The 12274-nt window shown below is 59.0% G+C and carries 9 protein-coding genes and 1 pseudogene; all 10 read left to right on the top strand.

Annotation, left to right across the window (positions count from 1 at the left end):
• Positions 1–77: 77 nt before the first annotated feature.
• Positions 78–152: pseudogene (locus GHO41_RS30645) on the top strand (hypothetical protein); the annotation flags it as partial.
• A gap of 34 nt (positions 153–186) precedes the next feature.
• A complete protein-coding gene (gene arcA / locus GHO41_RS04205; protein WP_153433017.1) occupies positions 187–1443 on the top strand; it encodes an arginine deiminase in 1257 nt (418 codons plus the stop codon).
• 75 nt (positions 1444–1518) lie between these two features.
• Positions 1519–2529, top strand: a complete 1011-nt coding sequence (locus GHO41_RS04200) for an ornithine carbamoyltransferase (RefSeq protein WP_123749764.1) — start codon at positions 1519–1521, stop codon at positions 2527–2529.
• Positions 2530–2693: 164 nt separating this feature from the next.
• Positions 2694–3623 (top strand): carbamate kinase, encoded by a 930-nt coding sequence (arcC, locus tag GHO41_RS04195; RefSeq protein ID WP_048385455.1) that lies wholly within the window; start codon positions 2694–2696, stop codon positions 3621–3623.
• Between the two features lie 57 nt (positions 3624–3680).
• Positions 3681–4040 carry a DUF5064 family protein gene (locus GHO41_RS04190; protein WP_153330782.1) on the top strand — a complete coding sequence of 120 codons (360 nt, stop codon included), beginning with the start codon at positions 3681–3683 and terminating at the stop codon, positions 4038–4040.
• A 155-nt stretch (positions 4041–4195) separates the two neighbouring features.
• Positions 4196–5704, top strand: coding sequence for a sigma-54-dependent transcriptional regulator (locus GHO41_RS04185; protein WP_153433016.1), 1509 nt, complete (start codon positions 4196–4198; stop codon positions 5702–5704).
• 296 nt (positions 5705–6000) lie between these two features.
• Complete coding sequence (gcvH, locus tag GHO41_RS04180; RefSeq protein ID WP_048367977.1) at positions 6001–6384, top strand: glycine cleavage system protein GcvH; 384 nt, start codon at positions 6001–6003, stop codon at positions 6382–6384.
• Between the two features lie 10 nt (positions 6385–6394).
• Positions 6395–9253, top strand: a complete 2859-nt coding sequence (gcvP, locus tag GHO41_RS04175) for an aminomethyl-transferring glycine dehydrogenase (protein ID WP_153433015.1) — start codon at positions 6395–6397, stop codon at positions 9251–9253.
• A 118-nt stretch (positions 9254–9371) separates the two neighbouring features.
• A complete protein-coding gene (locus tag GHO41_RS04170) occupies positions 9372–10748 on the top strand; it encodes an L-serine ammonia-lyase (RefSeq protein ID WP_153373721.1) in 1377 nt (458 codons plus the stop codon).
• A 17-nt stretch (positions 10749–10765) separates the two neighbouring features.
• The gene (gene gcvT, locus GHO41_RS04165) at positions 10766–11890 is read left to right on the top strand and encodes a glycine cleavage system aminomethyltransferase GcvT (protein ID WP_153330779.1); all 1125 of its coding nucleotides are present in this window, start codon (positions 10766–10768) and stop codon (positions 11888–11890) included.
• Positions 11891–12274 lie beyond the last annotated feature (384 nt).

Here is a 12274-nt window from a genome sequence, read left to right as displayed (position 1 = left end):
CAAGAAGCCGTGGTGATGCGGCATGATGCTCCCGCTTCAATTCAATAACCGTGTTGCACTCAGATCCTGCAACCGCCGTGATTTTCGCCGCAGTGATTATCGGTGCCCTGGTGGCAGCGTATGGCCTCTACGACGGCTTTCTAACCCTGTAATACCCTGTTTTATGTACTTTGGAGGATGACTGTAATGACCACGGAAAAAGTGAAGTACGGCGTGCATTCCGAAGCCGGCAAGCTGCATAAGGTTATGGTGTGTTCCCCAGGCCTGGCTCACCAGCGTCTGACCCCGAGCAACTGCGACGAGCTGTTGTTTGATGACGTGCTCTGGGTCAACCAGGCCAAGCGTGACCACTTCGATTTCGTCACCAAAATGCGCGATCGCGGGATTGATGTGCTGGAAATGCACAACCTGCTGACCGATATTGTTGCCATTCCAGAAGCGCTGGACTGGATCCTTGACCACAAGGTCACGCCGAATCAAGTGGGCGTGGGCCTGGTCAATGAAGTCAAAGCCTGGCTCAAGAGCCTTGAGCCGCGCCACATTGCTGAGTACCTGATTGGCGGTGTCTCTGCTGACGACCTGCCCAATAGCTTCGGTGGCAAAACCATCCAGATGTTCCGTGACTTTCTGGGCCACACCAGCTTTATCTTGCCGCCCCTGCCCAACACTCAGTTCACCCGGGACACCACCTGCTGGATCTACGGTGGCGTAACGCTGAACCCGATGTACTGGCCAGCCCGCCGTCAGGAAACCCTGCTGACCACGGCGATTTACAAGTTCCACCCTGAGTTCACCCAGGCTGAATTCAAGGTCTGGTACGGCGACCCGACCGTTGATCACGGCAATGCCAGCCTCGAAGGCGGCGACGTGATGCCAATCGGCAAGGGCGTGGTGCTGATCGGCATGGGCGAGCGCTCGTCACGCCAGGCCATCGGCCAACTGGCACAGAACCTGTTCAAGAACAAAGCGGTTGAGCGTGTGATTGTTGCCGGGCTGCCCAAGTCTCGCGCGGCGATGCACCTGGACACCGTGTTTAGCTTCTGCGATCACGACCTGGTGACCATCTTCCCGGAAGTGGTCAATCAAATTGTCGCCTTCTCCCTGTACCCGGATGAAAGCAAAGCCGGTGGCATTGACGTTCGTCGTGAAGAATCCAGCTTCCTCGATGTGGTCGCCAAGGCCTTGGGCCTGAAAGCCCTGCGTGTTGTCGAAACCGGCGGTAACAGCTTCGCCGCCGAACGCGAGCAGTGGGATGACGGCAACAACGTCGTGGCACTGGAGCCTGGCGTGGTCATCGGCTACGACCGCAACACCTACACCAACACCCTGCTGCGCAAGGCCGGTGTCGAAGTGATCACCATCAGCGCCTCTGAACTGGGACGCGGCCGTGGCGGCGGTCACTGCATGACCTGCCCGATCGTACGCGACCCAATCGATTACTAAGTCACCCATTGATTGCTTGCGCTGACCCCACAAGGGGCGGCGCAAGCCGGTTAACCAGAAACCCAGGAGATCCCCATGGCGTTTAACATGAAAAACCGCAGCTTGCTGAGCTTGGTTCATCACACCCCTCGTGAGCTGCACTTCTTGCTGGATCTGTCCCGTGACCTCAAGCGCGCCAAGTACACCGGTACTGAAGAGCCGCACTTGAAAGGCAAGAACATCGCGCTGATTTTTGAAAAAACCTCGACCCGCACCCGTTGCGCGTTCGAAGTGGCGGCCCACGACCAGGGCGCGCACGTGACTTACATCGACCCGGTTTCTTCGCAAATCGGCCACAAAGAAAGCATGAAAGACACCGCCCGCGTTCTCGGCCGCATGTTTGACGCCATCGAATACCGTGGCTTTGAGCAAGTGGTTGTCGAAGAGCTGGCCAAGTACGCAGGCGTACCGGTGTTCAACGGCCTGACCGCTGAGTTCCACCCGACGCAAATGATCGCTGACGTGCTGACCATGCGCGAACACAGTGACAAGCCGCTGCACAACATCAGCTACGCCTACCTGGGCGATGCGCGCAACAACATGGGTAACTCGCTGCTGCTGATCGGCGCCAAGCTGGGCATGGACGTGCGTATCGCCGCACCAAAAAGCCTGTGGCCAGAAGAAGCCTTCGTCAAACAGTGCCAGGAATTCGCCAAGGAAAGCGGTGCCAAAATCACCCTGACCGAAGACCCGAAAGCCGCGGTCAAAGGCGTGGACTTCATCCACACCGACGTATGGGTATCGATGGGCGAGCCGGTTGAAACCTGGAACGAACGCATCAAGCTGCTGCTGCCTTACCAGGTCAACACCGACATCATCAAGGCGGCAGAAAACCCGCGCGTGAAGTTCATGCACTGCCTGCCAGCGTTCCATAACAGCGAAACCAAAGTCGGCAAGGACGTGGCAGAGCATCACCCGAACCTGAAAAACGGCATTGAAGTGACCGAAGAAGTGTTCGAGTCGCCGGTCAACATTGCCTTTGAACAGGCTGAAAACCGCATGCACACCATCAAGGCCATTCTGGTGGCGGCGCTGGCTGATATCTAAGCCCTGGTTCGGTTGGCCTGTGCACACCGGCCTTCTGTGGGAGCGGGCTTGCTCGCGATGGATTCAGCGCGCGTTCAGAGACAGACCGCGTCGTCAGCATCGCGAGCAAGCCCGCTCCCACACCACAGCGTCGCTTACCCTCCCTTTAAATAAGGACATTTTCTATGCGTATCGTCGTTGCACTGGGCGGTAACGCCCTTCTTCGTCGCGGCCAGCCCATGACCGCTGACAACCAACGCGAAAACATCCGTACGGCCACCGCCCAAATCGCCCGCGTCGCCCCTGGCAACGAACTGGTGGTGGCGCACGGTAACGGCCCGCAAGTGGGCCTGCTGTCGCTGCAAGCCGCTGCCTACACTGACGTTGCACCCTACCCGCTGGACGTCCTCGGGGCTGAAACCGAAGGCATGATCGGTTACATGATCGAGCAAGAACTGGGCAACCTGCTGCCCAAAGACGTGCCTTTCGCCACCTTGCTGACCCAGGTAGAAGTCGACCCCAAAGACCCGGCGTTCCAGAACCCGACCAAGCCGATTGGCCCGGTGTACAGCGAAGCTGACGCCAAGCGCCTGGCCGCTGAAAAGGGCTGGGACATTGCCCCGGACGGCGACAAGTTCCGCCGCGTGGTGCCAAGCCCCAAACCTAAACACATTTTTGAAATCCGCCCGATCAAATGGCTGCTGGAAAAAGGCACCGTGGTGATCTGCGCCGGCGGTGGCGGTATTCCGACCATGTACGGCGAAGACGGCAACCTCAAGGGCATTGAGGCGGTAATCGATAAAGACCTGGCCTCTTCCCTGCTGGCCCAACAACTCAACAGTGACCTGCTGGTGATCGCCACAGACGTCAATGCCGCCTTTATCAACTGGGGCAAACCTGACCAGAAAGGCATTGCTCACGCGCACCCGGACGAACTGGAAAAACTCGGCTTTGCCGCCGGTTCCATGGGCCCGAAAGTCGAAGCGGCCTGCGAATTTGCCCGCAAGACTGGCAAGACTGCTGTTATCGGCGCACTGGCAGACATTGAAGCAATCGTTCAAGGTAAGGCAGGTACTCGAGTGAGCACCGAGAAATCGGGTATTACCTACTTTTGAACCCAAGGGCAGACCTGGCGGTCTGCCCTTGATTACTTAGCCTCAAGGAGCAGCCCTATGGCCATTTTTAACCCCGGGTACCTGCATATCGAACGCGAATCGCTGGGTCCGCACGACTTTAGTTATGAGATCGTAATTAAGTACCAGGTCGTTCAAGATCCCAAGGAAGGCAAGTCGATGCAGTTCGATATGAGCGGCCAGATTAATGGCAAGGATTTCAAGGAATCGTTCACGCTGCCCAAGGACATGGCGTTCGATTTCGCCCGGGTGGCCTTCAAGATTGCCGTGAAAAACGGAATTCCAAACAACGCGAACATCCTGTCGATGCATAAATACTACGACTTGATGTTCAAGGACGTACGAGAACAACTCGACGTCAAGCCGGGTGACCCGGTAAAACCTGAACACCTGGAATAACCCCCTGTAGGAGCGAGCTTGCCTCGCGATCTTTTAAACGATCAAAAGATCGCGAGACAAGCTCGCTCCTGCAGAGCCGATGTGCGGCTCACATTTCACCAATCCTCCCCGCCAAGGCATACTGGCCATCCCCTGGCTTAAGTTTTCTCGTTCCCATGCGTATCCATGTCAGTTTTATCGACCGTGTCGGCATCACCCAGGAAGTTCTGGCGTTGCTCGGCGGGCGTAATCTCAACCTGGATGCCGTGGAGATGGTGCCGCCCAACGTCTACATCGACGCCCCGACCCTCAGCCCGCAAGTGCTCGACGAGCTGCGCGAAGCGCTGTTTCGGGTCAACGGCGTACAGTCGGTGCGGGTGGTCGATATCCTTCCCGGCCAGCGCCGCCACCTGCAACTCGACGCCCTGCTCGCCGCCATGACCGACCCGGTACTGGCGCTGGACAGCGGTGGCCACGTACTGTTGGCCAACCCGGCGCTGGTCACGCTGTATGGCCGTGACCCTACCGGTGAAAGCATCGGCGAGCTGTTCAGCGATCCCGGCCTGCTCAATGTGTTGCTGGAAAACGGTTTTCGCCTGCCGTTGCGCGAAGTGACGCTCAACGGCCAGCCGCTGATGCTCGACGCCACGCCGATTACTGACGCCGGAGCCTTGCTCACGCTGTACCAGCCCAGCCGTATTGGTGAGCGGCTGGCCGCCCTGCATCACGACCACGCAGAAGGCTTTGACGCGATGCTCGGTGACTCCCCGGCAATCCGCACCCTGAAGGCCCGTGCCCAGCGCGTGGCGGCGCTGGATGCGCCCTTGCTGATTCAGGGCGAAACCGGCACCGGTAAAGAACTCGTGGCCCGCGCCTGCCATGCGATCAGCACCCGTTTTGCAGCGCCGTTTTTGGCCTTGAACTGCGCGGCGCTCCCGGAAAACCTGGCCGAAAGCGAGCTGTTCGGCTATGCCCCCGGCGCCTTCACTGGCGCCCAGCGCGGCGGCAAACCGGGGCTGATGGAGTTGGCCAACCACGGCACGGTGTTTCTCGATGAAATCGCTGAAATGTCGCCCTACCTGCAAGCCAAGCTGCTGCGTTTTTTGAATGACGGCAGCTTTCGTCGGGTGGGCGGCGAGCGCGAGGTCAAGGTCAATGTGCGGATCCTCAGCGCAACCCACCGCAACCTCGAAAAAATGGTCAATGAAGGGACGTTTCGCGAAGACCTGTTCTATCGCCTGAACGTGCTGAACCTTGAGGTGCCGCCGCTGCGCGAGCGCGGCCAGGATATTTTGCTGCTGGCACGCGCCTTTATGCAGCAGGCTTGCACGCAGATCCAGCGCCCGGTGTGCCGCCTGGCACCCGGCACTTATCCGGCGTTGCTGGGCAATCGCTGGCCGGGCAATGTACGGCAATTGCAGAACGTGATTTTCCGCGCGGCCGCGATCTGTGAAAGCACGCTGGTGGATATCGGTGACCTCGACATCGCAGGCACTTCGGTGGCCCGGCAAAGCGATGGCGAGATAGAAACCCTGGAGCTGGCGGTCGAAACGTTCGAAAAAGCCCTGCTGGAAAAACTCTACGTCAGCTACCCCTCAACTCGCCAATTGGCCAGCCGCCTGCAAACCTCGCACACCGCCATTGCGCACCGCCTGCGCAAGTACGGCATCCCGGGTAAAAATTAATCCAGAAAAGCCACATGCTCCGTATTGATTTCATTCCAGCGGAACGATTTCGATACAGACACGCCAATCCTCAGTAACCCAAGGCTTTGATCCACTTGGATTTTTTAATTGCGCCAGCACTGTAGCGATTTCGCTACAGCGTGATGAGTCAGTCATCTGCGAAACCAATATAAGCCACTGATAAATAAGCCTTTTTATAAACTGGCAACCATCTTGCAATGATCATCGCATTCAGCTCGACCTGCACGAGCATTACACCTGTGACCACCAGACATGTCTGGCCCTGAGGAGTTTCGATGAGCGAATTGCGTTTTACTGAAGACCACGAATGGCTGCGTGCCGAAGCCGATGGCAGCGTGACCGTTGGCATTACGGCTTTTGCGCAAAACGCTCTGGGCGATGTGGTGTTTGTTCAGTTGCCAGAGTTGCAGGCTTACGACAAAGGCGCTGAAGCCGCCACGGTTGAGTCGGTCAAGGCCGCCAGCGGCGTGTACATGCCACTGGACGGTGAAGTCCTCGAGCTGAACGCTAAACTCGAAGACAGCCCGGAACTGGTCAACGAGGATCCGCTGGGTGAAGGCTGGTTTTTTCGCTTTAAACCGGCTGATCCCGAGGCGCTCGGCAAACTGCTGACGCAGGACGCTTACGACCGCTTGATCAAAGCTCAAGACGACAACTGAGGAGCCGGCCATGACGATTAATCTCAGCACTGCCAATGAATTCATCGCGCGCCACATCGGCCCGCGTCAGGCCGACGAACAGGCCATGCTCACCACGCTGGGCTTTGACTCGCTGCAAGCGCTCAGCGCCAGCGTCATCCCGGAAGGTATCAAGGGCACCAGCGTACTCAACCTGCCCGCTGGCCAAAGTGAAGCCGATGCCCTGGCATCGATCAAAGCCATCGCGGCGAAAAACCAGTTGCATAAAACCTATATCGGCCAAGGCTATTACAACTGCCACACGCCTTCGCCGATCTTGCGCAACCTGCTGGAAAATCCGGCCTGGTACACCGCTTACACGCCGTATCAGCCGGAAATCTCCCAGGGTCGTCTTGAAGCCTTGCTGAATTTCCAGACGTTGATCAGCGACCTCACCGGCCTGCCGATTGCCAACGCTTCGTTGCTCGACGAAGCCACCGCAGCCGCCGAAGCCATGACCTTCTGCAAACGCCTGAGCAAGAACAAAACCAGCGAGCGCTTTTTCGCCTCCCGCCACTGCCACCCGCAAACCCTCGATGTGCTGCGCACCCGTGCCGAGCCGTTGGGCATTGAAGTGGTGGTGGGGGACGAGCGTGAGTTGAGCGACCTGTCGCCGTTCTTCGGCGCCCTGCTGCAATACCCGGCAAGCAACGGCGATGTGTTTGATTATCGCGATCTGGTTGAACGCTTCCACGCCGCTAACGCGTTGGTGGCGGTAGCGGCTGACTTGTTGGCGCTGACCTTGCTGACGCCGCCCGGTGAGTTCGGCGCCGACGTGGCCATCGGCAGCGCCCAGCGCTTTGGCGTGCCACTGGGCTTCGGTGGCCCGCACGCGGCTTACTTTTCGACCCGCGATGCCTTCAAGCGCGACATGCCGGGGCGTCTGGTCGGCATGTCAGTAGACCGTCACGGCAAACCGGCGCTGCGTCTGGCGATGCAAACCCGCGAGCAACATATCCGCCGCGAGAAGGCCACCAGCAACATCTGTACCGCTCAAGTGTTGCTGGCCAACATCGCCAGCATGTACGCCGTGTACCACGGGCCTCAGGGCTTGACCCAGATTGCCCGGCGCATTCATCAGTTGACTGCAATCCTTGCCCAGGGCCTGAAATGGCTGGGACTGAACGTTGAACAAAGCCAGTTTTTCGACACCCTGACCCTGCACACCGGCAACCGCACCAGCGCGCTGCACGCCAAGGCTCAGGCCCGGCACATCAACCTGCGTGTGGTCGATGACGAACGCCTTGGGCTGTCGCTGGACGAAACCAGCAGCCAGTCTGACGTCGTTGCTCTGTGGGCCTTGCTCGCAGTCGATGGCCAGACGCTGCCTGACTTCGACGCGCTGGCCCAATCGGTAACAGGCACGCTGCCTGCGGCGTTGCTGCGCCAGTCGGCGATTCTGAGCCACCCGGTGTTCAACCGTTATCACTCCGAAACCGAGCTGATGCGTTACCTGCGCCGCCTGGCTGACAAAGACCTGGCGCTGGACCGCACCATGATCCCGCTGGGCTCGTGCACCATGAAGCTCAACGCCGCCAGCGAAATGATTCCGGTGACCTGGGCCGAGTTCGGCAACCTGCACCCGTTTGCCCCTGCAGAGCAAAGCCAGGGCTATCAGCAACTGACCCGCGAGCTGGAACTCATGCTCTGTGAGGCCACCGGCTACGACGCCGTCTCGCTGCAACCCAACGCAGGCTCCCAAGGTGAGTACGCAGGCTTGCTGGCCATTCGTGCTTACCACCAGAGCCGTGGCGAAGAACGCCGCGACATTTGCCTGATCCCCTCCTCGGCCCACGGCACCAACCCGGCGACCGCACACATGGCCGGTATGCGCGTGGTGGTTACCGCCTGTGACGCGCGCGGCAACGTCGACATTGAAGACCTGCGCGCCAAGGCCATCGAACACCGCGATCACCTTGCCGCGTTGATGATCACCTACCCGTCGACCCACGGCGTGTTCGAAGAAGGCATCCGCGAAATCTGCGGCATCATTCATGACAACGGCGGCCAGGTGTACATCGACGGCGCCAACATGAACGCAATGGTCGGCCTGTGCGCACCGGGCAAGTTTGGCGGCGACGTGTCGCACCTTAACCTGCACAAAACCTTCTGCATCCCCCACGGCGGTGGCGGCCCGGGCGTTGGCCCGATTGGCGTCAAGTCGCACCTGATCCCGTTCCTGCCGGGCCACAGCGCCCTGGAGCGCAAGGAAGGCGCGGTGTGTGCCGCTCCGTTCGGCAGCGCCAGCATTCTGCCGATCACCTGGATGTACATCCGCATGATGGGCGGCGAAGGCCTGAAACGCGCCTCGCAGCTGGCCATTTTGAACGCCAACTACATTGCCCGCCGTCTCGAAGAGCATTACCCGGTGCTGTACTCGGGCGCCAACGGCCTGGTGGCGCACGAATGCATCCTCGACCTGCGCCCGCTCAAGGAAACCAGCGGCATCAGCGTTGATGACGTGGCCAAGCGCCTGATCGACTTTGGCTTCCACGCCCCGACCATGTCGTTCCCGGTGGCGGGCACGTTGATGATCGAGCCGACTGAAAGTGAATCCAAACAAGAGCTGGATCGCTTCTGCGAAGCCATGATCCGCATCCGCGAGGAGATTCGCGCGGTCGAAAACGGCAGCCTCGACAAAGACGACAACCCGCTGAAAAACGCCCCGCACACGGCCGCAGAAATCGTTGGCGAGTGGACCCACCCGTACAGCCGCGAACAAGCGGTGTATCCGGTCGCGTCGTTGATCGAAGGCAAATACTGGCCGCCGGTAGGCCGTGTCGACAACGTGTTCGGCGACCGCAACCTGGTCTGCGCATGCCCGTCGATCGAGAGCTATCAGGAGGCTTGATCCCGATCCGTAGGAGCGAGCTTGCCTCGCGATCTTTTGATCTTTTAAAAGATCGCGAGACGAGCTCGCTCCTACACGTTTTGCTTGCCAATTCATCTATAAGAAACCGGAGAACCCTATGTCGTTAAGCGTGTTCGACCTGTTCAAAATTGGCATCGGCCCTTCCAGTTCCCACACCGTCGGCCCCATGCGGGCTGCCGCACGTTTTGTCGAAGGTTTGGCCCGCGAGGGTTTGCTGCCGAGCACGGCCTGCGTGAAAGTCGAGCTGTATGGTTCCCTCGGCGCCACCGGTAAAGGTCACGGCAGCGACAAAGCCGTGTTGCTGGGGCTTGAAGGCGAACTCCCGGACACCGTCAACACCGAAACCGTGGCTGAACGCCTGGCCCGGATTCGCAGCAGCGGGCGTTTGAACCTTAACGGCGAACACGCCATCGATTTCAACGAAAAACTGCACCTGGCGATGATTCGCAAACCCTTGGCCTTTCACCCCAACGGCATGATTTTTCGTGCCCTGGACGCCGCCGGAATACAGATTCGCAGCCGCGAGTATTACTCGGTCGGCGGCGGCTTTGTGGTGGATGAAGACGCTGCGGGCGCTGACCGCATCGTCGAAGACAGTACGCCACTGAAGTACCCGTTCAAAACCGCCAAAGAGCTGCTGAACCATTGCACTACGCAGCACTTGTCCATCAGCCAGGTGATGCTGGCCAACGAAAGCGCGTGGCGCCCGGAAGCCGAAACCCGCAGTGGCTTGCTGCACATCTGGCAAGTGATGCAGGACTGTGTGAGCGCGGGCTGTCGCAATGAAGGGATTTTACCCGGTGGCTTAAAGGTCAAACGCCGGGCCGCCGCGCTGCATCGTCAACTGTGCAGCCACCCGGAAGCCGCCCTGCGCGATGCGCTGTCCGTGCTCGACTGGGTCAATCTGTATGCACTGGCGGTAAACGAAGAAAACGCCAATGGCGGACGCGTGGTCACCGCACCCACCAATGGGGCTGCGGGGATTATCCCGGCCGTGCTGCATTACTACATGCGCTTTATCGGCGGTGCCAACGAAGACGGCGTGGTGCGGTTTCTGCTGACGGCAGCCGCCATCGGCATTTTGTACAAGGAAAACGCCTCGATCTCGGGCGCCGAAGTCGGCTGCCAGGGCGAAGTCGGTGTGGCCTGTTCCATGGCCGCTGGCGCGCTCTGCGAAGTGCTCGGCGGCAGCGTGCAACAAGTCGAGAACGCCGCCGAAATCGGCATGGAACACAACCTGGGGCTGACCTGCGATCCGATTGGTGGGCTGGTGCAAGTGCCGTGTATCGAGCGCAACGCCATGGGCTCGGTCAAGGCCATCAACGCCGTGCGCATGGCCTTGCGCGGCGACGGCCAGCACTTTGTCTCGCTCGACAAGGTGATCCGCACCATGCGCCAGACCGGCGCCGACATGAAAAGCAAATACAAAGAGACCGCCCGCGGCGGTCTGGCTGTCAACATTATTGAGTGCTGATTTTCAAGGAGTCACGAATGTCCACCGAACACTTGCTCATCACCCCGCTGCACGCACTGCACCTTGAACTCGGCGCCCGCATGGTGCCTTTTGCCGGCTATGACATGCCCGTGCAATACCCGCTGGGCGTGATGAAAGAGCACCAGCACACCCGTGAACAGGCCGGGTTGTTTGATGTTTCGCACATGGGGCAGATCCTGCTGACCGGCGCCGGTGCCGCCAAAGCACTGGAAACATTGGTGCCCGTCGACATCATCGACCTGCCGGTGGGCATGCAGCGTTACGCCATGTTCACCAACGAGCAAGGCGGCATTCTGGATGACCTGATGGTTGCCAATCTGGGCAATGACCGGTTGTTTTTGGTGGTTAACGCCGCCTGCAAGGCGCAGGACCTGGCGCACCTGCGCAAACACCTGGGCGCCCACTGCGAGATCCAGCCGCTGTTTGAAGAGCGCGCCCTGCTGGCCCTGCAAGGCCCGGCAGCGGTAACGGTGTTGCAGCGTCTGGCACCTGACGTGGCCAAAATGACCTTTATGCAATTTGAGCCTGTGACGCTGCTGGACGTGGCGTGCTATGTCAGCCGCTCGGGTTATACCGGTGAAGACGGCTTTGAGATCTCGGTACCGACAGCACACGCAGAAAAACTCGCCCGCGCGCTTTTGGCTGAACCTGAGGTTCAGGCCATTGGTTTGGGCGCACGTGATTCTTTGCGCCTTGAAGCCGGTCTGTGCTTGTACGGCCACGACATGAACGAAAAAACCACGCCGATTGAAGCCAGCCTGTTGTGGGCGATCTCTAAAGCGCGCCGTGCCGACGGCCCGCGTGCGGGTGGCTTCCCAGGTGCTGACACCATTTTTACCCAGCAACAACAAGGGGTTGCACGAAAAAGGGTCGGCCTGCTGCCCCAGGAACGCACACCGGTGCGTGAAGGCGCCGAGGTGGTCGATGCACAGGGTAACGTCATCGGCACAGTGTGTAGCGGCGGCTTTGGCCCTACCCTGGGCGCACCGCTGGCCATGGCGTATCTGGACAGTGCATTCACCCCGATAGACACCGAGGTCTGGGCGATTGTTCGGGGTAAACGTGTGCCGATGAAAGTGTCTAAACTGCCGTTTGTAGCGCAACGTTATTATCGGGGCTAAACCCCGGGCTTTTTATACAGTTGTATGACACTTGCGTGCCATACAACTGCCACAAAACAGTGCGAAGTTTCGATAGTGAAAAAAGCACTTTAAACATGAAAACAATTGAACACCTCTATGAACACACTTTCTTTAACGCTGCCCACACCCCACTGTAGGAGCGAGCTTGCTCGCGATCTTTTGATCTTTTAAATGCGTTGCTATAAGTGAACTACATGAGGTTATAAAGGGGTGTATTTAAGGGGCTTGTTTTTTTAATCCTGTTTTCGTAGAGTTTGACCACTGTGTTTGCATGGGTCGCTGGAATCGTGACCTGGGCAGTAGCTCTATGTTTGCTACAACCCGTTCTGCGTCTCTTACTTTCCTGCAACCCAGCACCAGTCC

This window comes from Pseudomonas sp. FSL R10-0399, assembly GCF_009600165.1.
Taxonomy (GTDB): domain Bacteria; phylum Pseudomonadota; class Gammaproteobacteria; order Pseudomonadales; family Pseudomonadaceae; genus Aquipseudomonas; species Aquipseudomonas helleri.
This window is presented reverse-complemented; position numbering and strand designations above follow the sequence as displayed.

Excerpts from the sequence above, each read along its gene's own strand:
- arcA (WP_153433017.1), top strand. The coding sequence starts at position 187 with ATGACCACGGAAAAAGTGAAGTACGGCGTGCATTCCGAAGCCGGCAAG.
- GHO41_RS04200 (WP_123749764.1), top strand. The coding sequence starts at position 1,519 with ATGGCGTTTAACATGAAAAACCGCAGCTTGCTGAGCTTGGTTCATCAC.
- arcC (WP_048385455.1), top strand. The coding sequence starts at position 2,694 with ATGCGTATCGTCGTTGCACTGGGCGGTAACGCCCTTCTTCGTCGCGGC.
- GHO41_RS04190 (WP_153330782.1), top strand. The coding sequence starts at position 3,681 with ATGGCCATTTTTAACCCCGGGTACCTGCATATCGAACGCGAATCGCTG.
- GHO41_RS04185 (WP_153433016.1), top strand. The coding sequence starts at position 4,196 with ATGCGTATCCATGTCAGTTTTATCGACCGTGTCGGCATCACCCAGGAA.
- gcvH (WP_048367977.1), top strand. The coding sequence starts at position 6,001 with ATGAGCGAATTGCGTTTTACTGAAGACCACGAATGGCTGCGTGCCGAA.
- gcvP (WP_153433015.1), top strand. The coding sequence starts at position 6,395 with ATGACGATTAATCTCAGCACTGCCAATGAATTCATCGCGCGCCACATC.
- GHO41_RS04170 (WP_153373721.1), top strand. The coding sequence starts at position 9,372 with ATGTCGTTAAGCGTGTTCGACCTGTTCAAAATTGGCATCGGCCCTTCC.
- gcvT (WP_153330779.1), top strand. The coding sequence starts at position 10,766 with ATGTCCACCGAACACTTGCTCATCACCCCGCTGCACGCACTGCACCTT.